General features: G+C 61.7%; 20 protein-coding genes. 19 read left to right on the top strand and 1 reads right to left on the bottom strand.

The window, feature by feature from the left end:
• The first annotated feature begins 117 nt into the window (after positions 1 to 117).
• The 9 genes from ACEN93_RS19970 (at position 118) to ACEN93_RS19930 (ending at position 10,220) form a co-directional block, all read left to right on the top strand.
• Positions 118 to 519 (top strand): DUF2946 domain-containing protein, encoded by a 402-nt coding sequence (locus tag ACEN93_RS19970; RefSeq protein WP_495610420.1) that lies wholly within the window; start codon positions 118 to 120, stop codon positions 517 to 519.
• 48 nt (positions 520 to 567) lie between these two features.
• Positions 568 to 1,047: a copper chaperone PCu(A)C gene (locus ACEN93_RS19965; protein ID WP_103386781.1), complete on the top strand. Its 480-nt coding sequence runs from the start codon at positions 568 to 570 to the stop codon at positions 1,045 to 1,047.
• A gap of 21 nt (positions 1,048 to 1,068) precedes the next feature.
• Positions 1,069 to 1,515 (top strand): DUF2946 domain-containing protein, encoded by a 447-nt coding sequence (locus ACEN93_RS19960; RefSeq protein WP_495610419.1) that lies wholly within the window; start codon positions 1,069 to 1,071, stop codon positions 1,513 to 1,515.
• A gap of 84 nt (positions 1,516 to 1,599) precedes the next feature.
• Positions 1,600 to 3,720, top strand: coding sequence for a TonB-dependent copper receptor (locus ACEN93_RS19955; RefSeq protein WP_495610418.1), 2,121 nt, complete (start codon positions 1,600 to 1,602; stop codon positions 3,718 to 3,720).
• 79 nt (positions 3,721 to 3,799) lie between these two features.
• On the top strand, positions 3,800 to 5,179 hold the full coding sequence (locus ACEN93_RS19950) for a PepSY-associated TM helix domain-containing protein (RefSeq protein ID WP_414881334.1): 1,380 nt from the start codon (positions 3,800 to 3,802) through the stop codon (positions 5,177 to 5,179).
• Between the two features lie 162 nt (positions 5,180 to 5,341).
• A complete protein-coding gene (locus ACEN93_RS19945; RefSeq protein ID WP_495610417.1) occupies positions 5,342 to 7,468 on the top strand; it encodes a TonB-dependent receptor in 2,127 nt (708 codons plus the stop codon).
• A 12-nt stretch (positions 7,469 to 7,480) separates the two neighbouring features.
• A complete protein-coding gene (locus tag ACEN93_RS19940) occupies positions 7,481 to 8,269 on the top strand; it encodes an ABC transporter ATP-binding protein (RefSeq protein WP_495610416.1) in 789 nt (262 codons plus the stop codon).
• Positions 8,266 to 9,213, top strand: coding sequence for an ABC transporter substrate-binding protein (locus ACEN93_RS19935; RefSeq protein ID WP_495610415.1), 948 nt, complete (start codon positions 8,266 to 8,268; stop codon positions 9,211 to 9,213). The genes ACEN93_RS19940 and ACEN93_RS19935 overlap by 4 nt, the downstream gene beginning before the upstream one ends.
• A complete protein-coding gene (locus tag ACEN93_RS19930) occupies positions 9,210 to 10,220 on the top strand; it encodes a FecCD family ABC transporter permease (protein WP_103386775.1) in 1,011 nt (336 codons plus the stop codon). Before ACEN93_RS19935 ends, ACEN93_RS19930 begins: the two co-directional genes overlap by 4 nt.
• A 49-nt stretch (positions 10,221 to 10,269) precedes the next feature.
• Here ACEN93_RS19930 and ACEN93_RS19925 read toward each other — a convergent pair whose 3' ends face one another.
• Positions 10,270 to 15,081 carry a DUF4329 domain-containing protein gene (locus ACEN93_RS19925; RefSeq protein ID WP_495610414.1) on the bottom strand — a complete coding sequence of 1,604 codons (4,812 nt, stop codon included), beginning with the start codon at positions 15,079 to 15,081 and terminating at the stop codon, positions 10,270 to 10,272.
• Positions 15,082 to 15,398: 317 nt separating this feature from the next.
• On the opposite strand from ACEN93_RS19925, the gene urtA reads away from it, so the two are divergent.
• The 10 genes from urtA to ACEN93_RS19875 all read left to right on the top strand — a co-directional run bounded on the left by urtA (position 15,399) and on the right by ACEN93_RS19875 (position 23,741).
• A complete protein-coding gene (gene urtA, locus ACEN93_RS19920) occupies positions 15,399 to 16,664 on the top strand; it encodes an urea ABC transporter substrate-binding protein (protein ID WP_011332239.1) in 1,266 nt (421 codons plus the stop codon).
• Between the two features lie 159 nt (positions 16,665 to 16,823).
• Positions 16,824 to 18,326, top strand: coding sequence for an urea ABC transporter permease subunit UrtB (gene urtB, locus ACEN93_RS19915; protein WP_163973933.1), 1,503 nt, complete (start codon positions 16,824 to 16,826; stop codon positions 18,324 to 18,326).
• Positions 18,326 to 19,405 (top strand): urea ABC transporter permease subunit UrtC, encoded by a 1,080-nt coding sequence (gene urtC / locus ACEN93_RS19910; protein WP_074689667.1) that lies wholly within the window; start codon positions 18,326 to 18,328, stop codon positions 19,403 to 19,405. Before urtB ends, urtC begins: the two co-directional genes overlap by 1 nt.
• Entirely contained in the window at positions 19,402 to 20,271 is an 870-nt protein-coding gene (gene urtD, locus ACEN93_RS19905) for an urea ABC transporter ATP-binding protein UrtD (protein ID WP_007950599.1), read from the top strand. The genes urtC and urtD overlap by 4 nt, the downstream gene beginning before the upstream one ends.
• A 165-nt stretch (positions 20,272 to 20,436) precedes the next feature.
• Positions 20,437 to 21,135: an urea ABC transporter ATP-binding subunit UrtE gene (gene urtE, locus ACEN93_RS19900; protein WP_039766753.1), complete on the top strand. Its 699-nt coding sequence runs from the start codon at positions 20,437 to 20,439 to the stop codon at positions 21,133 to 21,135.
• A gap of 43 nt (positions 21,136 to 21,178) precedes the next feature.
• Positions 21,179 to 22,018: an urease accessory protein UreD gene (locus ACEN93_RS19895; RefSeq protein ID WP_495610413.1), complete on the top strand. Its 840-nt coding sequence runs from the start codon at positions 21,179 to 21,181 to the stop codon at positions 22,016 to 22,018.
• 33 nt (positions 22,019 to 22,051) lie between these two features.
• Positions 22,052 to 22,354 carry an urease subunit gamma gene (gene ureA / locus ACEN93_RS19890; RefSeq protein WP_039766748.1) on the top strand — a complete coding sequence of 101 codons (303 nt, stop codon included), beginning with the start codon at positions 22,052 to 22,054 and terminating at the stop codon, positions 22,352 to 22,354.
• Positions 22,355 to 22,363: 9 nt separating this feature from the next.
• Complete coding sequence (locus tag ACEN93_RS19885) at positions 22,364 to 22,897, top strand: GNAT family N-acetyltransferase (protein WP_039766747.1); 534 nt, start codon at positions 22,364 to 22,366, stop codon at positions 22,895 to 22,897.
• Between the two features lie 5 nt (positions 22,898 to 22,902).
• Positions 22,903 to 23,436, top strand: coding sequence for a GNAT family N-acetyltransferase (locus tag ACEN93_RS19880; RefSeq protein ID WP_039766745.1), 534 nt, complete (start codon positions 22,903 to 22,905; stop codon positions 23,434 to 23,436).
• A complete protein-coding gene (locus tag ACEN93_RS19875) occupies positions 23,436 to 23,741 on the top strand; it encodes an urease subunit beta (protein WP_074689664.1) in 306 nt (101 codons plus the stop codon). The genes ACEN93_RS19880 and ACEN93_RS19875 overlap by 1 nt, the downstream gene beginning before the upstream one ends.
• Positions 23,742 to 23,829 lie beyond the last annotated feature (88 nt).

The following is a 23,829-nucleotide window of genomic DNA, read 5'->3' as shown; positions in this document are numbered from 1 at the left end:
GCCGCTACACTCTCTTGAAAGATCGCTGCGACACCAAACCGCACGACGCTTTTTTACTTATCGGCCCTGATCAGGCTAAATAGCCGCGCCTGATCGCCCACCCTACGGACCTGTCCCATGAACCGACACCGGCTCGCATTTGCCTGGATCGCCTGCTTTGCAGTGCTGTTCAACATGCTCGCCATGCCGTTGACGGGAGCGATGGCGCAGGCGGCGCAGACGCCGGCCGAGCAGTTGCTGTGGAGCAGTTTCTGCACCGGCAGCGGGACGAAGATGGTGGCGATCGACATCGGCAGCCTCGATCAGAAAGCGCCGCAGAGCGGTGACCATCATTCGACCATGCAGCATTGCTGGTGCTGTTCCGGATCGGCGCCGGTGGTGGCGTTGCCGGGGCATTCGCCGCAGCTGTATTTCGCTCAATACGAAAGCAATCGCAGCGTGGCGCCCGCCTTGCTGCAAACCCCGACACCGCGCCAGCAATGGCCGAGCCTCAATCCCCGCGCCTCTCCTCTGGTCTGATTTGTTCCCGCATTTGACCTGCGTTTCAAATCGTTCTGGAGAACTGCCATGTTGAACAAACTCATCGTCATCGCTGCGCTGTTGCTGCCTGCGTGCTTCGCCCATGCCCACGAATACAAGGCCGGCGAGCTGGAAATCGCCCACCCGTGGTCGCAGGAACTGCCGCCGAACGCGCCGACCGTTGCCGCGTATTTCATCATTCACAACGCCGGCAAGACAGCTGACCGCCTGCTCAGCGTCGACTCCCCAATCGCCCCGACGGCCGAACTGCACGAGCACGTGATGCAGGGTGATCTGATGAAGATGCAACAGGTGTCGAACGTGGCCATTCCGGCCGGTGGAAACGTGACCTTCGCGCCGATGGCCTATCACGTGATGCTGATGAATCCGACCGACCGCAGTCTGCTGACCGACGGCAAACGCTTTCCCCTGACAATGCACTTTGAAAAGGCCGGTGACGTGACCGTCGAAGTCGCCGTGCAGAAGAAGCCACCGGAAGCCACGCAAGCCCACGCGCACGCCCAGTAACCGTTCCGGCAGACTCCGTCCATGCGCCCCCTGAGCGCCAGGACCTCCCTGCAACGCCGTCAGACTGAACACCTGACCCGCGGCAGCTGGATCGCCCTGTTCGCCATGTTGATGATTTTCATCGGCCCGCTGATTTCCCAGTCGATGCCGATGGATCAGCACGCCTCGACCTCCATGCCGATGAACATGGACATGTCGATGGACATGGCGGGGATGGATCACTCCGGGCACACCGCGCAACCCACCGCCGAACACTGTCCGCCGCAATCCTCGCACCATGTGCTATGGGAAAAATGCGGTTATTGCAGCCTGCTGTTCAACTGCCCGGCGCTGACCGGCGGCGGCAGCTTCGCCACCTTCAGTATTCCACTGGTCAACACCTTCACCCCACCCTCCCCGCGTCTGGGCCATGCCCGCCAGACCTTATTCCCCGGCGCCCGCACCCGCGCCCCGCCCGTCGCAGCGTAAACCCCCACCGCTGATTGCACACGGTTGAGAAGACAGCTTCAGGCTGCCGGCCGTGTCGTTTACGACTGTTTGATGGAAATTGTCATGTCCAGGTTTTCTGCTGTGCCACGCCCGGGTTCTGCCCCGGCGTCCTTTGCCCTGAACGAATCCCGCGTTCGTTTCAGGCACGCTACCGCCGTCCTTTGCGGCGTCCTGCTGTCCCCGCTGGTCCACGCCGACGAACACGCCGGCCATGCTGACGAACTGAGTCCGACGGTGATCACCGCCATCGCCCCGAGCTCGCCGCTGACCATCGTCACCAACCCGAAAGACCCGCGCCAACCGGTGCCGGCCAGCGACGGCGGCGACTACCTGAAGACCATTCCCGGCTTCGCCCTGGTGCGCAACGGCGGCACCAACGGTGATCCGGTGCTGCGCGGCATGTTCGGTTCGCGCCTGAACATCCTCACCAACGGCAGCATGATGCTCGGCGCCTGCCCCGGCCGGATGGACGCGCCGACCTCGTACATCTCGCCCGAGACCTACGACAAACTCACCGTGATCAAAGGCCCGCAAACCGTGCTCTACGGACCGGGCGCGTCGGCCGGCACGATCCTGTTCGACCGTGAACCGGAAAGCTTCGGCGAGCTCGGCACCCGCGTGAACGCCAGCGTGCTGGCCGGCTCCCACGGACGCTTCGACAAAGTCGTCGATGCAGCGGCCGGCGGCTCGCTCGGCTATGTGCGGGTGATCGGCAACACCGCGCATTCCGACGACTACCGCGACGGCAACAACGACAGCGTTGCCTCGCGCTATGACAAGTGGAACGGCGACGTGGCGGTGGGCTGGACCCCGGACGCCGACACCCTGATCGAACTCACCGCCGGCAAGGGCGACGGCGAAGCACGCTATGCCGGGCGCGGCATGGACGGCTCGCAATTCCTGCGTGAAAGCCTCGGTCTGCGTTTTGAGAAATCCAACATCAGCGACGTGCTGGAGAAGCTCGAAGCGCAGGTCTACTACAACTACGCCGACCACGTGATGGACAACTACACCCTGCGCACGCCGTCCGGCACCGGGATGATGGCGGGACCGATGGCGTCCAACGTCGACCGCCGTACCCTCGGCGCGCGGATCAAGGCGACCTGGCGCTGGGCCGATATCCAGCTGATCACCGGCCTCGATGCGCAGACCAATGAACACCGGCAGCGCAGCGGCATGGGCATCGATACCTACAAGGATCAGCCGTTCACCAAGGACGCCGACTTCCATAACTACGGCGTGTTCAGCGAAATGACCTGGTACGCCGACGATCGCGACCGACTGATTACCGGCGCCCGGGTCGACCGTGCCTCGGCCAGGGATTATCGCCAGACCACCGGCTCGGGAATGATGTCCCGGCCGAACCCGACCGCTGGCGATACCCGCGCCGACACCCTGCCGAGCGGTTTCATCCGTTTCGAGCACGACCTGGCCGACAGCCCGACCACGCTCTACGCTGGCCTCGGCCACGCGCAGCGGTTCCCGGATTACTGGGAGCTGTTTTCGCCCAAGTCCGGCCCGGCCGGTTCGCTCAATGCGTTCGATTCGATCAAGCCGGAAAAGACCACTCAGCTCGACTTCGGCGTGAACTACAAGGACGCCGACCTCGAAGCGTGGGCCTCGGGCTACTTCGGCGTGGTGCGCGACTACATCCTGTTCGACTACACCCCGACGATGATGGGCATGAGCACTTCCCGCGCCGAGAACATCGACGCGCGGATCATGGGCGGTGAACTCGGTGCCGCTTACAAACTCACCGACAACTGGAAAGCCGATGCGACCCTGGCCTACGCCTGGGGCAAGAACAGCAGCGACGGCAAGGCCCTGCCGCAGATGCCGCCGCTGGATGCGCGCTTCGGCCTGACCTACAGCGAAGACAACTGGAGCGCCGGCGCACTGTGGAGGGTGGTCGCCGCGCAAAACCGTATCGACCAGAACAAGGGCAACGTGGTCGGCAAGGATTACGACAAGAGTTCAGGCTTCGGCGTGTTCTCGCTCAACGGTGCCTACCGGATCAACAAACACTGGAAGGTCAGTACCGGCGTCGACAACCTGTTCGGCAAGGCTTACGCCGAACACCTGAACCTGGCGGGCAACGCCGGGTTCGGCTACCCGGCCAACGACCCGCAAGCGATCAATGAACCGGGGCGCACGCTCTGGACCAAGGTGGACATGAGTTTCTAACCCTCAAGGGCGCTCGCTCCCTTCAGGGAGCGGGCGGCAACAGACAACGAGAAGATCCAAGCCAAGCGGAGCACACGTGATGAAACAGCCCAAACCGAATTTCTACAACCTGGCCTGGCGTTGGCATTTTTATGCCGGATTGTTCGTCGCCCCATTCATGGTGATGCTGGCCCTGACCGGCATCATTTACCTGTTCAAGCCGCAACTCGATTCGCTGATGTACAGCAGCCTGCTGAACGTCCCGGCCGGGCATCACACGGTGCCGGCCGACGACTTGCTGCAAAAGGTCAAAAGCGCTTATCCACAGGGCCAGGTCACTCAGTACCTGCCACCGGCGAATGCCGAGCGCAGCGCGCAGTTTGTCGTGGTCAATGCCGGCCATGAGCTGAACGTGTTCGTCGATCCGTACCACGGCGACATCCTCGGCGAGCAGGATGCCAGGCAGAACCTGCAAGCCATCGCCCGGGCGATCCATGGCGAACTGATGATCGGCACCGTCGGTGACCGACTGATCGAAATGGCCGCCGGCTGGGGCGTGGTGCTGGTGGTGTCCGGGGTTTTCCTGTGGTGGCCGCGAGGTCAGGCCGCGGGGATTCTGTGGCCACGTTTGAGCAGTCGCGGCCGCGTGCTGTGGCGTGACCTGCATGCCGTTACCGGATTCTGGGGCGCGGCATTGCTGCTGGTGATGCTGCTCAGCGGCATGACCTGGACCGGTTTCTGGGGCAAGCAGTACGCCCAGGTATGGAACGTGTTCCCGGCGGCGATGTGGGACAACGTGCCGACTTCCGATGTCGAGGCCGGCAGCCTCAACAACGCCGCGCGCCAGACCGTACCGTGGGCGATGGAAAACACCCCGATGCCGATGTCCGGCGACCACGCCGAACACATGGCCCACGGCGGCATGCAACACGGCCCCGCTGCACCGACCATCCGCCTGCAGGACGTGCAGAACATCGCGATCGAGCGCAAGGTCGAGCCGGGCTACAGCATCACAATGCCGACCACCGCCACCGGCGTGTTCACCATCGCCGTGTTCGCCGACGACCCACGCAACGACGCGACCCTGCACATCGATCAGTACACCGGCAAAGTCCTCGCCGATGTGCGCTTCGAGCAATACGGCGCTGTTGCCCGGGCTACCGAGATCGGCGTGATGCTCCACGAAGGCAAGATGTTCGGCACCTTCAACCAGATCATCGTGTTGCTGATCTGCCTGATGATTCTGCTCAGCGCCGTCAGCGGTGTGGTGATCTGGTGGAAGCGTCGGCCCCAGGGCAAATTCGGCGTGCCGCCGCTGCGCCACGATCTGCCGAAATGGAAAACCGGGGTGGCGATCATGCTGGTGCTGGCGGTGGTGTTTCCGCTGGTAGGGGCTTCGCTGGTAGTGGTGTGGTTGCTGGATCGGCTGCTGTTGTCGCGTCTGGGCCGGCAAACTGAATCTGCCTCAACTTCATCATGAAACAGGCGAGATGCGCGGTTTAGACAGATCTTTAAACTGCCGGGGCTTAAACTCCGGCATTTTTTAGTGTTACTGTATAACGCAAATTTGCTGCTCTGCCCGCGGCCATGCATTGTCATGAGCCGGCGGGCTTTTCTTTTGAAGAAGTGATTCACCGCCCCGATGAACAAGTACCTCTTGTCCAGCCTCTGTCTGTTCGCCCTGAACAACAGCGCCCACGCCGACAACGCCCCGCTGACGCTGCCCACCGGCACCATCACCGCCCCGGCCAATGAAGACCAGACCGTCAGCCTGACCACGCCGACCAGCGCCGGCTCGCGCCTGAACCTCACGGCCATGGAAACCCCGGCCAGTGTCGAAAGCCTGAGCGGTGAACAGGTCCGCGCCCGTGGCGATCGCAGCGTGCAGGACGCGGTGTCGCGCAGCACCGGCATCAGCCGCACCGGCACGCCAGGCGATGGCGGCACTTCGTTGCAGGCCCGGGGTTTTACCGGGCAGAGTTCGGTGATGCAGTTGTATGACGGCAACCGCATGTACACCGGCATGGGCACGGTGACGTTCCCGGTCGACACCTGGTCGGTGGAGCGCGTCGATGTGCTGCGCGGCCCGGCCTCGGTGCTGTACGGCGAAGGTGCAACGGGCGCGGTGGTCAACGTGATTCCGAAGAAGCCGTTCGAAGGCGAAATCGAAAACCATGTGCGGGTCGGCTACGGCTCGCTCGACCGCCAGCAACAGGCGTTCGACAGCGGCGGCTCGCTGACCGATACCCTGAGCTACCGCCTCAACCTCAACCGCCTGCGCGGCAACGGCTGGGTCGATCGCGGCGACTCATCCAGCGACTTCATCAGCGCCGCCCTGCGCTGGCAGGCGACCGACGACCTGACCTTCACCCTCGCCCACGATTACGGCGATCAGCGCCCGCAAAACTACTTCGGTACGCCACTGATCAACGGCCAGTTGCAAGACAGCCTGCGCAACAAGAACTACAACGTGCGCGACGACAAGCAGCACTACAACGATCAATGGACGCGCCTGACCACGGATTGGCAGATCAACGAGGCGGTCAGCGCCAGCAACGAGCTGTACTACCTCAAGGCCCAACGCCGCTGGCAGAACGCAGAGAACTACAACTTCGACGCTGACCGTCAGCAACTCAGCCGCAGCGGTTACTTCGGTATCGGCCATAAACAGGAACAGCTCGGCGACCGCCAGACCTTCACCTTCAAGCACTCGCTGTTCGGCCTCGACAGCCAGACCGTGACCGGCGTCGACTACAACCGTATTCGCTTCCAGCTCGACAGCAACTCGCCGTTCAACGACGTATTGCCGAACGGCCAGCCGCTGGATCGCTATCACCCGCAAACCGGTTATTTCGAGAGCGCCGATCCGTATCGCGATCAGTTCGACAGCACCACCAGACAGATGTCGCTGTTCGCCGAAAACCGCACGCAACTGAGCGAGCGCTGGTCGCTGGTGACCGGCGTACGTCGCGATTACGTGCATGTGGATCGCACCAATCTGGTCGATGGCAGCCAAAGCGACAAGACCCTGACCGGCAACAACTGGAAGGCCGGGCTGGTGTTCGCGCTGACCCAGGACACCTCGTTCTACGGCCAGGTCGCCACCAGCACCGATGGCATCGGCGGTCTGATTTCCCTGAGCCCGAGCCAGCAGCAATATGACCTGTCGACCGCGCGGCAGACCGAGATCGGCATGAAGCAACTGTTCTGGAATCAGCGTGGCGAGTTCACGTTGGCGGCGTATCGCATCGTGAAGAAGAAACTGCTGACCGACGATCCGGGCAACCCGACGCTCAAGCAGCAGGTCGGCCAGCAATCGTCGAACGGCCTGGAAGCCAGCCTCGATCTGCAACTGCCGCACGCCTGGCAACTGCAAGCCAACGCCGCCATCGTCAAACCCAAGTACGACGATTTTGAAGAAGTGGTCGACGGCGTGCCGGTGTCGCGCAACGGCAATCGCCCGGTGGACGTGCCACGCCGCACTGCCAATCTGTGGCTGAGCAAGGCGCTGACCGATGACCTGAAAGCCGGTGCCGGTGTGCGCTACGTCGATGCGCGCTACGCCGACATGGCCAACCGCAACGAGCTGCCGAGCTACACCGTGGTCGATGCAACGCTGTCGTGGAAAGCCCTGCGCAACACCACGCTGGGGTTGCAGGTGAACAATCTGTTTGACCGGACATATGCGCAAAGCCAATACAATGAGGGCCAGCAGTGGATTCTGGGTGAGCCTCGTTCGTTCTTTGTCACGGCTGACTACACCTTCTAGAACAGGAACGAAATGACCTCACTGTCCCTCACCGATCTCGCCTGGACACCTTTGGGCCACGGCCACTGTCATCACCAGTTCCAGCTGCGTGACGCCTCGCTGCAAGTGGCCGCCGGTGAGTTCGTCGGGCTGATCGGGCCCAACGGCAGCGGCAAGACCAGCCTGTTGCGCTGCGCCTACCGCTTCAGTCAGCCGGAAACCGGTGAGGTCAAACTCGACCACCATAACGTCTGGAAGCAATCCTCACGCTGGTGTGCGCAACGCATCGCCGTGGTGCTGCAGGAATTCCCCGACGCCTTCGGCCTGACCGTCGAAGAAGTGGTCGCCATGGGCCGCACGCCGCACAAGGGCCTGTTCGACGGCGACACGCTGGACGATCGCAATCTCGCCACCCAGGCCCTCAAATCCGTCGGCCTCGACGGCTTCGAAGATCACGCGTTCGCCACACTGTCCGGCGGTGAAAAACAGCGGGTGATTCTCGCCCGGGCCCTGACCCAGCAACCGCAACTGCTGATCCTCGACGAGCCGACCAACCACCTCGACCCGCGCTATCAGCTGGAACTGCTGCAACTGGTCAAGCGTTTGCAGATCGGCACGTTGGCGAGCATCCACGACCTGAACCTGGCTGCCGCGTTCTGCGACCGTTTGTATGTGATCAACCACGGTCGCATCGTAGCCAGCGGCACGCCGCAAGAAGTCCTCACTGTTGAATTGCTGCGCGACGTGTTCGGCGTCGAAGCATTGATCGATCCACACCCCCTCCACGGCTACCCGCGAATCACCTGGATAACCCGACCATGACTGTGCGCTCCCTGCTTTGCCTCGCCCTGTTGCTGGGCACCACCCACGCCTTCGCCGAGGCCACGAAGTACCCGCTGACGATCCAGAGCTGCAACCGTGAAGTGACCTTCAAGCAAGCACCGAAACACGCGGTCAGTCACGACATCAACATGACCCAGATGATGCTCGCCCTCGGCCTCAAGTCGAAGATGGCCGGCTACAGCGGCGTCAGTGGCTGGAAGTCGGTGACACCTGAATTGCAGTCGCTGCTCGATGGCCTGCCGGAACTGGCGGCCAAGTACCCGTCGGTGGAAACGTTGCTCAACGCCAACGTCGATTTCTTCTTCGCCGGCTGGGATTACGGCATGCGCGTCGGCGGCGATCTCACGCCGCAGACCCTGCAACCGCTGGGCATCAATGTGTATGAACTGACCGAGTCCTGCGCCTTCGTGATGAAGCGCCCGGCCGCCACGCTGGACGACACTTACAACGACCTGCGCAACCTCGGAAAGATTTTCGACGTGCAGGATCGCGCCAACGCGCTGATCGCCGACATGCAAAGTCAGGTCGCCGCCGTTCGCAAAGACCTGCCCGCCGAGAAACCACGGGTGTTCCTGTACGACAGCGGCGAAGACCGCGCCATGACCTCCGGCCGCCTCGGCATGCCGCAAGCGCTGATCGACGCCGCCGGCGGGCGCAACGTTCTCGATGACGTCGAAGCGAGCTGGACCCGGGTCAACTGGGAAACCGTGGTGGAGCGTAATCCACAGGTGATCGTCATCGTCGACTACAGCGAAATCACCGCCGAGCAGAAGATTGAATTCCTGCTGAAGAACAAGGCGCTGCAATCGGTGGACGCGATCAAGAACCAGCGCTTCATCGTCATCCCCTACGTGCAGGCCACGCCGGGGATCGACAACGTGCTGGCGGTGGAAACCCTGGCCAAAGGTTTCCACGGCGAATGATCGATCGTCGCTATGCGCTGCTGCTGATCGCCCTCGGTGCCGTGCTGCTGGTGTCGTGCGTGGTGTCGCTGGGCTTCGGCCCGGCGCGAGTACCGGTGGACGTGGTGTGGCGAATTCTGCTGCACAAACTGTTCGGCCTCGGCGTACCGGACTGGAGCGCCGGCCAGGAACACATCGTCTGGCTGATTCGTGTGCCGCGCATGTTGCTCGGTGCATTGGTGGGTGCCGGGCTGGCGCTGATCGGCGCGGTACTGCAAGCGGTGACGCGCAATCCGCTGGCCGATCCGCACCTGCTCGGCGTCACCTCCGGCGCCACCCTCGGCGCGGTGATCGTGGTGCTGCACGTCGGCGAAATCGTCGGCCTGCTGACCTTGCCGATTGCGGCGTTCATCGGCGCGTTGTCGAGCATGTTTCTGGTGCTGGGCATCGCCAACCGGCAGGGTCGGCTGGACAGTGATCGTCTGCTGCTGTGCGGCGTGGCCGTTTCGTTCGTGATGATGGCGATCGCCAACCTGCTGTTGTTCATGGGCGATCACCGCGCCAGTTCAGCGGTGATGTTCTGGATGCTCGGCGGCCTCGGTCTGGCGCGCTGGGAGTTGTTGGCGGTGCCGGCGCTCAGTGTGTTGCTCGGACTGATTCTGCTGATCGGCATGGCCCGCCCGCTGAACGCCTTGATGGCCGGCGAGCAGACCGCCGTCACCCTCGGCCTGAATGCCCGGGCGGTGCGCCTGCGGGTGTTCGTGATCGCTTCGCTCATGACCGGAGTGCTGGTGTCGATCAGTGGCTCCATCGGTTTTGTCGGGCTGATGGTGCCGCACATTGCCCGGCGCATGATCGGTGCCGAGCATCGGCGTCTGCTGCCGGTGTGCCTGTTGCTCGGCAGCGTTTTCCTCGTCTGGGTGGATGTCGCCGCACGCACACTGATCGCCCCCGAAGACCTGCCCATCGGTGTTGCCACCGCGGCCCTCGGCGGACTGTTCTTCATCGCTCTGATGCGCCGCCGCTGACTCTGCAAGCGCGCGGCGACGCATTCACCGCGTCAACGGGTGCAGAGCATCAGAGTTCGTCTCTGGGCCGGACAACTCCCGGGTTCATTGGCTGTTGGCGTAAGGTTTTCCAACCGGTTCCCATACCTCCCGTCTGCTTCCAGTAATGTCCGGGCACCAGCACCCTGAACTCGCCCAGTTCCACCAGCTTTGAAATGAACTGGCCGGGACTCAGCTTGCTGACCCATCGACCCTTTTCAAACACCACCGGCTTCGTCAACAGCAGATGCCGCTCGGCATCCGAATAGACCGGCGTGTATTTGAGCAGTGCTCCGTCGGGGGTCGAATAGTAGTAATCCCGTATCGCAAAACCCTTGTTTTTCAGTTCATGGGTATGCGCATGAACCTGATCCGGCGAGGCGAAATTCGCGTGTACCGCATCAGGGTCAGGCACAAGCGTCGTGTTGGCCGACAAATGAAACTGATGAGCCGCCACAAGCTTGTAGCCATCAGGAAAACTCGGTACCGGATGAGTCCAACTGGTGTCGGCGTCCCTGGCGGTACGAAATATTCGCACCAGCGGACTTTGTTCATAGGCGGAATAAGCAACAGGCTCCAGCGGGACATGCCGATCGGCCCCGGCCTTCGCAAGGATTGCGCCTTCGTATCCGTTTTCGGTGTCAGGTTCGTCGTCCATACGTTCGCACGCATGGAGGGCAGCATCGTCGGCATGCTGAAAAACAGGCCCCAGTGCCGGCGCAGGGTTGGCTCGCCATCTCTCATCGACAGACACATCGACCATCCGTGGCCGCCAGTCATCGCCCACCGAACCATGACGCGACCAGTGCGCACTGGTTTCAATGACTTCCAGCTTACCGGCTCGGGACATGCGTCGAACGTAATCGGAAAAAATGAAAGTCCCCTTGGCGATGTCACGCTCATCCTGCGCAGCCTGATCCGCCGATGCAAACATGTTGGGCCGTAGTTCGATCTGTCCGTGTCTGTCGTAAAACATCCCAGGCTCAAAAGCATCAAGCGTCAGTTTCAATAGCGCGCCGTCGGTACAGGATATGTAAATGCTTTTGTAACCCTGGTGGGTAAAGGCCTGCACGCGTGCGTGGTACATATCGTTCGGTGAAATAAAGAAATGCCTGATGTCATCATCCCGCGCGCCTATGGGTGGATAGGCTGCACGAATATAAACGGCCTCCAGAGAAAATCCTGCGAGCAACCGTCCTTGTACAAATACCCGATCCAGTGCCAGCGACGAGCGTTGTACCTCGATTGGCAGAGTGGCAATGAACGAGCCATCCCCTGAGCGCAGAATGAATCCAAAGGTCTGGTCACGTCTGCTTGCCTCTGATTCATGGGTGTATCGGGCAGCGTCGTCCGCCTGGATAAACAAAGGACTGCACACCGGGTCACTCGCGGCCTTGTGATAGTCCGACGGGGGGAGCAGATCGGTGGAAAACGGAACCCAACGCATCACCAGACGAGGAAGCCCCCACAGGTCACCGCCGACAATGACCCGCAAATTGCCTGCCTTGGCCAGGGAATCGATCCAGACACCGGGCTTCAATTCACCCGTGTGGATGAACTGTCTGATTTTTTTTCCATCCAGATCGGCAGGCAATCCCTTGTAGTCTGTCAGCACATTGGCCACACCGGCGCGAATGCGGTCGAGGAGCCCGGACCGGTAGCAGATCACCGAACCGTCAGGGCTCAACAGGTACTCATCGAGTGCGGTCGGCGAGGCTCTGGTGAACGCCGTATACAGCGTGTCGACCGACAACATGTTCAAGTAAACCTGTTTTTCGACCGACGACAACAAAACCGGCATGCCCCTGGCAACACGTGATCGGTAGCGCGCCATGACCCGGCAGCCAGAGGGAAACAATCCGGTCTTCTCGCTTTGGTCCGGGTAAATCTCCGCGATATCGAAGTCCTCCCGCGAGACCTCAAGCGGCGCAGTAGCCATATACAGGCCATCGGACCTTTTCAGAATCAGGCCACCAAAGGGCTTGATCGCCGAACCGGTTATGAGGGATCGCATATAGACCACCGCATCGTCAGGGCTTTGAAATACCGGACTGAGCCAGCGGCGCTCAAGATTCATCCTGGGTTTCCAGGTTGTATTGACCCTCCCTGCCCTGTCCCAACACGCACTCGTGCGCAGGACATAGAGTTCGCCGCTGTTGGCAACGAGCCGGACAAACTCTTCGGGGAGCATCCTGCGTCGCGCCAGCTTCTGGTTGATTGCAGCCAGACTGAGTTCGGGATCACTACTTTTGAACAGTCGACTGGCGTCGCTGCGCTCATACCTCAGCAAGGCGCCGTCCTGCGTCGACATATACAAAGCCCCCTGGATCGGATCCACCACTGGACGGCGATTGGGATCGTAAGTCGCAAGGGAAAGGTCTTGCGGCGGGATGAAGTACTGCGCCAGCCAGGAAAGAGAGCGGCTCGACGGATGTTTCACCCGCTGACGCGAATAAAACAATGCGTGGCGACCGAAGCCCTCCGGGAACTGGAACCACGGCGCTCCACTTCGCCAGGCGAACATGCTTGCCAGCTGGAAGACGTTGTCTTTGTGCTCATCGACGGGAAACAACTCCGTGGCGACGTACTCCTCACGATCCACGTGTTTGAGGATAAAGCCGAACCACGCCCGCTCAGTGTCATACAAACGTGCTTCACGGGCATATCGATACACGCTGGCGTCATCTGCGGACGCACACACTGCGCCGAAGGCGACGGTCCCGGGGCGTTTCCATGCCTGGGGTACATCGGGCGAACGCCAGGCAGGCGTTATGTCGCCTCTCGGCCCCCACAGGTCACTGTCGAGCAAGACAGTCAACCGACCGGCTGATGCCTGCAATCGAATGAACGCTTCCGGCAGGATGGCTCTGGTTTCCAGCGCTTTCGCCAGGGGACCCGGATTCCCGGTGGTGCCCAGACGTTGTTGAAAATCCCTGGCATCCTGCGTGGTAGAGGGTTCGAACCTGACAAGACCATCCTGCCCCGCAGAAACATAGAGAGGGATATCCTCCATGAAAACCTGCCTGCTTTCGTCGACACTGACCATTTGCAGGCTCATGGCGAAACTGTTTCGTGTCCACTTTGCTGGCTGGGCATCTGTCGGGTGGTCCATCGGCTCACCCTCAAAGGGCAAATGGCTCGGTACAACGGGGCGGGCATCGCTATCGATAGGGTTGCCGGGAGTGTCCTGCGACGTTCCTGGAACCGAGGCGACATCGACGGAGTCGAGTTCTGAAAGTGCCACATGGGACACGTAACGGGCATGCAGCAGATGGCTATCGGGAAGAACCGGACGCCCCTTGTTATCCTTGGGATACAAGTCGCCTCGGCTGAGCGTGGCGATGTCACCTTCAAGCGGTTCGGTCACCACAAAACGACGATTGTCGCGTTGCAGGACATAACCCGCATATTGCCGGTCACGCCGCGGGTCAATCTGCTCGTGGGCATATCGAACGGCATCATCGGCGGTTAAAAACTCCTGGCTCAGCACCGGCCAGGGAAAGTTTGCGAATGGTTTCCAGTCGACATCCACCAAACCGAGTCGCGCCCATAGTGCGCTTCCGCGCAACACCTGCAGACGCCCGGCCAGCATGACTACCGAAACGTATTCACGGGGAAGTAGCGCCCCGTTACGAAGTCTGGCCTGCAGGCCTGCGTCGTGAATCGTCCCGTCAGAGCTCTCGACACTCATTCCTGCTTCGATCCGACTGCCACTGAAGGTGTATTTCAGCATCGAGGCATCCAATGCCAGCATGTACAGCGACAGTGACTGGCCCGGCGCAGACAACTGTTGCCACCGGGTGTTGCAAGCAATGGCAAGGGCCATTTCCTGCGGCGTGAAAAAATTCTCGTAGAGCCAGTGTTGAGTGGGAGGAAACATTCCAGGGTCCGGGCGAGAGCCATAGTAAAAGCCCTCCAGCACATAGCCGCGGGGTAACCTCGGTTGACCGTCGCTCCCGGCAGGAAACAACCTGTGCGGATCCCATGCCGCCAATCCGGCGGGCCTTGCATGAGTCGCTACATAGTGTTTGCCCGAATGGCTTCGAAGTACGAGCCCGCTGGTCTTGGCATCCCTGGACTTGAGCGCGGCAAGAACAGCGCGTTCTGCATTGGCGCAAACGCGGGTCATGAGCGGCAGCTCCGTCACCTCTCCTCCGGAAAAAGCCTTCCCGGCTTTCCAGTCAGACGGCACGCGACCGACGGAGTAGCCCCAGTCTGCATTCGAAACAATGACCCTCAGATCACCTACGGCAGCAAACTTGTTGATGGTACTGACGATGTCATATGTCCCCACCGGATTGCCGGGCGGCGAACCGGCCTGGCGCCAAAGGGAGTAGCTCCACTCTTCTTTCGAACCGCTGGGCGAATATTTAAGCAGAACGCCATCGGGCCCGGACAGGTAAGCGCTGGGAAAAAAACCTCGCGCTGCAACATCAGCCACAAAGTCCAGATAGGAAAAAAAATTGATGAACAGCCTCAGGTGGAATTCATCCACCCCGGGATTGGCGTTGCGTACCTCCTTATAAAGGGGTGCATGGTTATGCAGATTTGCAACACATCGATAACCTTGCGGCTGTACGTAACTTCCCCTCGCGTCGACTTCGATAATGGTGCCGAAATCAAAACGGTCGACACTGCCAGATACCGGTTCTGTAGCGACAAACAGGCCATCCGGCCTGAGCATGATTACGCTGCCATATTCCCTGTCCGGCTTGACTGGAATCTGCGTGTGAGCCCAGTAAGCGGCGTCTTCTTCCGTCACAAAAGCCGGGCTCAACCGCGGCAGGCGGGGCTTCCCAAAGGCACTTGCTGCGCGGCCGGTCCGGCCAGGTACTTCATTCATGATCAAATCCTGCGGTTAAGAATCGACATATCGAATGAATGAGTGTTGGCGCAGCCGCGCTTCGATCCGCAGTACATGTTTATCGTTTATGTATCCATCTGTACCGCACTCGCACAAGAGAGCAGCACCATTTGTGCGCAGACACTTCGCACTCACGATGCTCACCTGCCTGTTTTTGGTGCAGCTTGCGCCTCCCGCCTGGGGCATCCCCCTCGGGACACCGTCATTCCCCGCTTGGGCACAGCCCTTGCAAAACAGCCTTCAGTCGTTCGCATCTGCCAACCATAAAAAACTTTAACGTTCATGGAGATCGCACAATGAAGCGTCGCAGTTTGATCAAGGCTTTCACACTCACGGCATCCATTGCCGCGATGGGCATGACCTGGACCGTACAGGCCGCCGAGACCATCAAGGTCGGGATTCTGCATTCGTTGTCCGGCACCATGGCGATCTCCGAAACATCGCTCAAGGACATGGCGTTGATGACCATCGACGAGATCAACGCCAAGGGCGGGGTGAACGGCAAGATGCTGGAACCGGTGGTGGTCGACCCGGCGTCGAACTGGCCGCTGTTCGCGGAAAAGGGCCGGCAGTTGCTGACCCAGGACAAGGTTGCGGTGGTGTTCGGTTGCTGGACCTCGGTGTCGCGCAAATCGGTGCTGCCGGTGTTCGAAGAGCTCAACGGCCTGCTGTTCTACCCGGTGCAATACGAAGGCGAAGAGATGTCGCCGAACGTGTTCTACACCGGCGCCGCGCCGAACCAGCAAGCGATCCCGGCGGTTGAATACCTGATGAGTGAAGAAGGCGGCAGCGCCAAGCGCTACTTCCTGCTCGGCACCGACTACGTCTACCCGCGCACCACCAACAAGATCCTGCGTTCGTTCCTGCATTCCAAAGGCGTCGCGGACAAAGACATCGAAGAGGTCTACACCCCGTTCGGCCACAGCGACTATCAAACCATCGTCGCCAACATCAAAAAATTCTCGGCCGGCGGCAAGACCGCTGTGATCTCGACCGTCAACGGCGACTCCAACGTGCCGTTCTACAAAGAGTTGGCCAACCAGGGCCTGAAGGCCACCGACGTACCGGTGGTGGCGTTCTCGGTAGGCGAAGAAGAACTGCGCGGCATCGACACCAAGCCGCTGGTGGGCAACCTCGCGGCATGGAACTACTTCGAGTCGGTGGAGAACCCAGTGAACAAGAAGTTCGTCGATGACTGGAAAGCCTACGCGAAGAAACACAACCTGCCGGGCGCCGACAAGGCCGTGACCAACGACCCGATGGAAGCCACTTACGTCGGCATCCACATGTGGGCGCAGGCGGCGGAGAAAGCCAAATCCACCGACGTCGACAAGGTCCGCGAAGCCCTCGGCGGCCAGACCTTCGCCGCGCCGTCCGGCTACACCCTGACCATGGACAAGACCAATCACCACCTGCACAAACCGGTGATGATCGGCGAGATCCAGAGCGATGGTCAGTTCAACGTGGTGTGGCAGACCGAAGGGCCGATCCGTGCGCAGCCGTGGAGCCCCTTCATTCCGGGTAATGACAAGAAGCCGGAGTATGCGGTGAAGAGCAACTGAGTTAACCCGCTCAACCTGATCGTTCCCACGTCGAGGCGTCGAACCGTCTGCGTGGGAATGCCTCAATGGACGCTCTGCGTCCGCTTTTGGGACGCGGAGCGTCCCGGACTGCATTCCCACGCGGAGCGTGGGAACGATCACTACGCAAGGCCATTTCATATGCTCACTGCCCTTATCCGTTTGATCCTGGCCGTCGCACTTTTGCTGCCGATGGCCACCCATGCAGGCGACGCCGAAGACTTCGTCGCCGCCAATCCCACGCAACAGGCCAAACTGCTGGAAGCCTGGGCCGCGCAGCCCGATCCGGCGCGTGTCGAACTGATCAACGCCCTGCAACAAGGCGAGTTGACCGTCGACGGCCAACCCAAGACCCTGCGCCTGAACAACCGCCTGCGGGGTCTGATCGACACCGCACTGGCCAGCCACCAATTGCTCGCCGCCGACGCCAAAACCCGTCTGACTGCCGCGCAGCAATTGCAGAAAAGCGCCAAACCGGCGCAGCTGAAATTCCTCGACCGGCAACTGGCTGGCGAAACCGATGAAAGCGTCCACGCCGCCCTGAGCCTGGCGCTGGCCAATCTGCAACTGGTCGACACCGACCCGGCGGTGCGCCTCGCGGCAGTGCGTCTGCTCGGTGAAACCGGCGACCCGCTGGCCCGTACCCGCCTTGAAGGCCTGCTCGAACCCGGCGTCGAAACCGATGCCAACGTGCGCACCGCCGCCGAAACCAGCCTCGCCCAGGTCAAGCGCAAACTGCTGGTTGGCGAACTGCTCGGCCAGGCGTTCAGTGGCATGTCCCTCGGTTCGATTCTGCTGCTTGCCGCGCTCGGCCTGGCGATCACCTTCGGTCTGCTCGGTGTAATCAACATGGCCCACGGCGAGATGCTGATGCTCGGCGCCTACTCGACCTACGTCGTGCAGTTGATGTTCCAGCGCTACGCGCCGAATGCCATCGAGTTCTATCCGCTGATCGCGCTGCCGGTGGCGTTCTTCGTCACCGCCGCCATCGGCATGGCCCTGGAGCGCACGGTGATCCGTCACCTCTACGGTCGACCACTGGAAACCCTGCTCGCCACCTGGGGCATCAGCCTGATGCTGATTCAACTGGTGCGTCTGGTGTTCGGTGCGCAGAACGTTGAAGTGGCGAACCCGGCATGGCTGTCCGGCGGGATTCAGGTGTTGCCGAATCTGGTGCTGCCGTACAACCGCATCGTGATCATTGCCTTTGCATTGTTCGTGGTGCTGCTGACCTGGCTGCTGCTGAACAAGACCCGCCTCGGTCTGAACGTGCGTGCCGTCACCCAGAACCGCAACATGGCCGCCTGCTGCGGCGTACCCACCGGGCGCGTCGACATGCTCGCCTTCGGCCTCGGCTCGGGCATCGCCGGGCTCGGTGGCGTGGCCCTGAGCCAGATCGGCAACGTCGGCCCGGACCTCGGCCAGAGCTACATCATCGACTCGTTCCTGGTGGTGGTGCTCGGCGGCGTCGGCCAACTGGCCGGCAGCGTGTTCGCCGCATTCGGCCTGGGCATCGCCAACAAGATTCTCGAACCGCAGATCGGTGCGGTACTCGGCAAGATCCTGATCCTCGCGCTGATCATTCTGTTCATCCAGAAACGTCCGCAAGGCCTCTTCGCACTGAAAGGACGGGTGATCGACTGATGAACCAGCCTCTACTAGTCACGGCCACACAAAAGGCCGGCCCGAAAGTCACCCTCGCCATCGGGGCGGTGGTGCTCGCCTTGCTGATCGCTCTGCCGCTGCTGTCGCTGTTGCCGGCGCACAGTGCACTGCACGTTTCTGCTTACACCCTGACGCTGGTCGGCAAGATTCTCTGCTACGCCATCGTCGCCCTGGCACTGGATCTGGTCTGGGGTTACGCCGGTCTCCTGTCTCTGGGCCACGGTCTGTTCTTTGCACTCGGCGGTTATGCGATGGGCATGTACCTGATGCGTCAGGCCGCCGGTGATGGTCTGCCGGCGTTCATGACCTTCCTGTCGTGGACCGAGTTGCCGTGGTACTGGAGCGGCACCGGCAACTTCCTTTGGGCGATGTGCCTGGTGGTGTTGGCGCCGGGGTTGCTGGCGTTGGTGTTCGGTTTCTTCGCCTTCCGCTCGCGGATCAAGGGCGTGTATTTCTCGATCATGACCCAGGCCCTGACCTTCGCCGGGATGCTGCTGTTTTTCCGCAACGAGACCGGCTTCGGCGGCAACAACGGCTTCACCAATTTCCGCACGATCCTCGGTTTCGGTATCACCGAACCGGGCACTCGCGCGGTGCTGTTTCTGGCGACGGTGCTGTTGCTGGTGGCGAGCCTGTTCATCGGCTGGCGGCTGGCCCGCAGCAAGTTCGGCCGGGTGCTGACCGCGTTGCGCGATGCGGAAAATCGCCTGATGTTCTGCGGCTACGATCCGCGCGGTTTCAAGCTGTTCGTCTGGGTCTTGAGCGCGGTGTTGTGTGGTCTGGCCGGTGCGTTGTACGTGCCGCAGGTTGGGATCATCAACCCGAGCGAAATGTCGCCGACCAACTCGATCGAAGCCGCCGTGTGGGTGGCCCTTGGCGGGCGCGGCACCCTGATCGGCCCGCTGCTCGGCGCCGGCGTGGTCAACGGCATGAAGAGCTGGTTCACCGTGGCCTTCCCCGAATACTGGCTGTTCTTCCTCGGCGCGCTGTTCATCGTCGTGACGTTGTACCTGCCCAAGGGTGTGATCGGTCTGCTGAAGAAACGAGGTGAATCATGAGAGTCACGGCAAGCGCTGAATTCATGCTGGAACCGGCCTTTTTCCCGGTGGAACCGAACAAGGACGAAGGCACCAGCCGCGACTCGATCGGCCTCGGGCAACGCGTCGGTCCGGGCCTCGACACCCGCCACGGCACGATCCTGACCCTGGAAGACATCAGCGTCAGCTTCGACGGCTTCCGCGCGCTGAACAATCTGAACCTGTACATCGGTGTCGGCGAACTGCGCTGCATCATCGGCCCCAACGGCGCGGGCAAAACCACGCTGATGGACGTGATCACCGGCAAGACCCGCCCAAGCCACGGCAAAGCGTGGTTCGGTGAAACCCTCGACCTGACGCAGATGAGCGAAGTGCAGATCGCCCAAGCCGGCATCGGTCGCAAGTTCCAGAAACCGACGGTGTTCGAAGCGTTGAGTGTGTTCGAGAACCTGGAGCTGGCGCAGAAGACCGACAAGTCGGTGTGGGCCAGCCTGCGGGCGAAGTTGAGCGGCGAGCAGAAAGACCGGATCAGCGAAGTGCTCGACACCATTCGCCTGACCACCTCGGTCAATCGCCCGGCGGGGCTGCTGTCCCACGGACAGAAACAATTCCTGGAAATCGGCATGTTGCTGATGCAAGACCCGCAACTGCTGCTGCTCGATGAACCGGTGGCCGGCATGACCGACGCCGAAACCGAGTTCACCGCCGAGCTGTTCAAGTCGCTGGCAGGCAAGCATTCGCTGATGGTGGTGGAACACGACATGGGGTTCGTCGGCTCGATTGCCGACCACGTCACCGTGTTGCATCAGGGCAGCGTGCTGGCCGAGGGATCGCTGGAACAGGTGCAGGACAACGAGCGCGTGATCGAGGTTTACCTCGGCCGTTAACCTGCGAACAAACACCCAACACCAGATCGTTCCCACGTCGAGGCGTCGAACCGTCCGCGTGGGAATGCCGCCATGGACGCTCCGCGTCCGCCGTTATGTGACGCGGAGCGTCACGGGATGCATTCCCACGCACAGCGTGGGAACGATCACCGGGGAGAATTGAACATGCTGCAAGTCGACAAGCTGCACCAGTACTACGGCGGTAGCCACATCCTGCGCGGCCTGAGCTTTGACGTGAAGGTCGGCGAAGTGACCTGCCTGCTCGGGCGTAACGGTGTGGGCAAGACCACGCTGCTCAAATGCCTGATGGGCCTGCTGCCGGCCAAGGAAGGCGCGGTGAACTGGGAAGGCCAACCGATCACCACGTTCAAGCCGCATCAACGGGTGCACGCGGGGATTGCCTACGTGCCGCAGGGCCGGGAGATTTTCGGCCGGCTGACCGTGGAAGAGAACCTGCTGATGGGGCTGTCGCGTTTTCCCGGCAGCGAAGCCAAAGAGGTGCCGGCGTTCATCTACGAGCTGTTCCCGGTGCTGCTGCAAATGAAACAGCGGCGCGGCGGCGACCTGTCCGGCGGACAGCAACAGCAGCTCGCCATCGGCCGCGCACTGGCCAGCCGTCCGCGTCTGCTGATCCTCGACGAGCCCACCGAAGGCATTCAGCCGTCGGTGATCAAGGAAATCGGCGCAGTGATCAAGAAGCTCGCCGCCCGTGGCGACATGGCGATTCTGCTGGTGGAGCAGTTCTACGATTTCGCCGCCGAACTGGCCGATCAATACCTGGTGATGTCCCGGGGAGAGATCGTGCAGCAGGGCCGTGGCGAAAATATGGAAGCCGAAGGTGTACGCGGGCTGGTGACTATTTGAGGTTACGGTCTAATCTGTAGCGTCCTAACGATAATCAGAAAACATGAACTTACCTGTTGCGACTGCCCTGTTTACCCCGAGCTGGCACGCCGAGCTTGAGCTGGCCTACGCCCGCTTCGGCGATTGCACGCGGCCGACCCGCCGCCGGCACCTCGGCCCGTTGCGGGTGCAAAAACATCTGTACGCCGAAGGGCCCGAGGTCTGCCAGCACATCATCGTCCACCCGCCGGGCGGGATTGCCGGCGGTGACCGGCTCGACATCAGCGCCCGCGTCGCACAAGGCGCCTGGGCACAGATCACCAGCCCCGGCGCGGCCAAGTGGTATCGCGCGGCGGGGCCCGCTTATCAGTCGCTGAACCTGCATGTCGCTGATGGCGCGACACTGGAATGGCTGCCCCAGGAAACCATCGTCTACAGCGCCGCCCAGGCGGAACTCTCGACCTCGATTGAGCTTGAAGGCGATGCGCGGCTGTTCTACTGGGACGTGGTAGCCCTCGGGCGGCCGGCCAGTGGCGAGCGTTTCGACCTCGGGCATTTCCAGGCACATCTGGATATTCGCCGTGATGGCCGGTTGTTGTGGCATGAGCGCCAGCGCATCGTCGGCGATGACGGCTTGCTCGATTCGCCGATCGGACTGGATGGCAATCCGGTGTTTGCGACGTTGCTGGTCACCGGCGAAATCGATGCCGAACTGCTGGAGCGCTGCCGCTCGCTGGGCCACGACGTGCGCGGAGATCTGACGCAGTTGCCCGGTCTTTTGGTCGCCCGTTGCCTGGCCAGCGAAGCGTTGCTGGCGCGGGCCTGGATGATTGATCTGTGGCGATTGCTCAGACCTGCGCTGCTCGGCCGCGAAGCCCTGCCCCCCCGAATCTGGAACACCTGATTTTCTTCAACTGCCGACAATGGATTTCAAACGATGGACCTGACCCCACGCGAAAAAGACAAGCTGCTGATCTTCACCGCCGGCCTCGTGGCCGAGCGGCGACTGGCCCGTGGCGTGAAGCTCAACTACCCGGAAGCCATGGCCTACATCTCGGCGGCGCTGCTCGAAGGCGCCCGTGACGGCCAGACCGTGGCCGAGCTGATGCACTACGGCACCACCCTGCTGACCCGCGATCAGGTGATGGAAGGCATCCCGGAAATGATCCCGGAGATCCAGGTCGAGGCGACGTTTCCCGACGGCACCAAACTGGTCACCGTCCACCAACCGATCGTCTGAGGCCGTGCCATGACCTACACCATCCGCGATGCCCTGCACGCCGACCTGCCGGCGATCCGCGACATCTACAACGACGCCGTGCTCAACACCACGGCGATCTGGAATGAGTCCGCCGTCGACCTCGGCAACCGTCAGGCCTGGTTCAGCGCCCGTCAGGCTCAGGGTTATCCGATACTGGTGATCGTCGACGCCGACAACACCACCCTCGGCTACGCTTCGTTCGGTGACTGGCGGCCGTTCGATGGTTTCCGCCACACCGTCGAGCACTCGGTCTACGTGCGCAGCGACCAGCGCGGCAACGGCCTCGGCCCGCAACTGATGACCGCGCTGATCGAACGCGCGAAAACCTGCGACAAGCACGTCATGGTCGCCGCCATCGAAAGCGGCAACGCCGCGTCGATCCGCCTGCACGAGCGCGCCGGTTTCATCACCACCGGGCAGATGCCGCAAGTCGGTACCAAGTTCGGCCGCTGGCTCGATCTGACCTTCATGCAACTGACCCTCAATCCTGGCGCGGAGCCGCCGACCGCCAACAAGGAGTGACACCGATGAACCCCGCCCAACTGCGACGCGTCAACGCTGAAAGTTTTGCGCACTATCGTCAGGGCCTGATCGACCTGCTGCTCGACGCCGTGGGGTATGGCGCCAGCGTCGGCTTCATGGCCGACCTTGATGCCACGCAGGCCCGCGCCTATTTCGACGATGTGCAGGACAACCTGAACAAGGGCAACGTGTTGCTGTGGGTGGTGGTCAAGGACGAACAGGTGCAGGCCAGCGTCCAGTTGAGCCTGTGCCAGAAAGCCAACGGCCTGAACCGTGCCGAGGTGCAGAAACTGCTGGTGCGTGAACACGCCCGGCGGCGCGGCCTCGGCCAGCAGTTGATGCAAGCGCTGGAACAGACCGCGCGTCAGTACAAGCGCGGCATGCTTTACCTCGATACCGAGGCCGGCTCCCCCGCCGAAGATTTCTACAAGGCTCTGGGCTACACCCGCGCCGGGGAAATTCCCGATTACGCCTGCGACCCGAACGGCACCTATCGCCCGACGGCCCTCTATTACAAAGTCCTGCAAGGAGCGAACTGATGATTCCCGGCGAATACCGGATCCATCCCGGCGATATCGAACTCAATGTCGGTCGCCGCACCGTCAGCCTGAAAGTGGCGAACAGCGGAGACCGGCCGATCCAGGTCGGCTCGCACTACCATTTTTTCGAGACCAACGATGCCCTGACTTTCGACCGCGACGCCAGCCGTGGCATGCGCCTGAACATTCCGGCGGGCACCGCCGTGCGCTTCGAGCCGGGGCAGAGCCGCGAGGTGGAACTGGTGGATTACGCCGGGCACCGGCGGGTGTTCGGGTTTGCCGGGCGGGTCATGGGTGACCTCTGAAAGCAGCTCAGAGCTGCAAGCCGCGAGCTGCAAGTAAAAGGCAGTTTCGTGGCGCTCACACTTTTGCTTTTACTTGAAGCTCGCAGCT

Source organism: Pseudomonas sp. Pseusp21, assembly GCF_059492145.1.
Note: the sequence above shows the minus strand (reverse complement) of the source record. Positions and strands in the feature narration are given on the sequence as shown.

Coding starts and splice junctions, on each gene's coding strand:
- ACEN93_RS19970 (WP_495610420.1), top strand. CDS start 118: ATGAACCGACACCGGCTCGCATTTGCCTGGATCGCCTGCTTTGCAGTG.
- ACEN93_RS19965 (WP_103386781.1), top strand. CDS start 568: ATGTTGAACAAACTCATCGTCATCGCTGCGCTGTTGCTGCCTGCGTGC.
- ACEN93_RS19960 (WP_495610419.1), top strand. CDS start 1,069: ATGCGCCCCCTGAGCGCCAGGACCTCCCTGCAACGCCGTCAGACTGAA.
- ACEN93_RS19955 (WP_495610418.1), top strand. CDS start 1,600: ATGTCCAGGTTTTCTGCTGTGCCACGCCCGGGTTCTGCCCCGGCGTCC.
- ACEN93_RS19950 (WP_414881334.1), top strand. CDS start 3,800: ATGAAACAGCCCAAACCGAATTTCTACAACCTGGCCTGGCGTTGGCAT.
- ACEN93_RS19945 (WP_495610417.1), top strand. CDS start 5,342: ATGAACAAGTACCTCTTGTCCAGCCTCTGTCTGTTCGCCCTGAACAAC.
- ACEN93_RS19940 (WP_495610416.1), top strand. CDS start 7,481: ATGACCTCACTGTCCCTCACCGATCTCGCCTGGACACCTTTGGGCCAC.
- ACEN93_RS19935 (WP_495610415.1), top strand. CDS start 8,266: ATGACTGTGCGCTCCCTGCTTTGCCTCGCCCTGTTGCTGGGCACCACC.
- ACEN93_RS19930 (WP_103386775.1), top strand. CDS start 9,210: ATGATCGATCGTCGCTATGCGCTGCTGCTGATCGCCCTCGGTGCCGTG.
- ACEN93_RS19925 (WP_495610414.1), bottom strand. CDS start 15,081: ATGAATGAAGTACCTGGCCGGACCGGCCGCGCAGCAAGTGCCTTTGGG.
- urtA (WP_011332239.1), top strand. CDS start 15,399: ATGAAGCGTCGCAGTTTGATCAAGGCTTTCACACTCACGGCATCCATT.
- urtB (WP_163973933.1), top strand. CDS start 16,824: ATGCTCACTGCCCTTATCCGTTTGATCCTGGCCGTCGCACTTTTGCTG.
- urtC (WP_074689667.1), top strand. CDS start 18,326: ATGAACCAGCCTCTACTAGTCACGGCCACACAAAAGGCCGGCCCGAAA.
- urtD (WP_007950599.1), top strand. CDS start 19,402: ATGAGAGTCACGGCAAGCGCTGAATTCATGCTGGAACCGGCCTTTTTC.
- urtE (WP_039766753.1), top strand. CDS start 20,437: ATGCTGCAAGTCGACAAGCTGCACCAGTACTACGGCGGTAGCCACATC.
- ACEN93_RS19895 (WP_495610413.1), top strand. CDS start 21,179: ATGAACTTACCTGTTGCGACTGCCCTGTTTACCCCGAGCTGGCACGCC.
- ureA (WP_039766748.1), top strand. CDS start 22,052: ATGGACCTGACCCCACGCGAAAAAGACAAGCTGCTGATCTTCACCGCC.
- ACEN93_RS19885 (WP_039766747.1), top strand. CDS start 22,364: ATGACCTACACCATCCGCGATGCCCTGCACGCCGACCTGCCGGCGATC.
- ACEN93_RS19880 (WP_039766745.1), top strand. CDS start 22,903: ATGAACCCCGCCCAACTGCGACGCGTCAACGCTGAAAGTTTTGCGCAC.
- ACEN93_RS19875 (WP_074689664.1), top strand. CDS start 23,436: ATGATTCCCGGCGAATACCGGATCCATCCCGGCGATATCGAACTCAAT.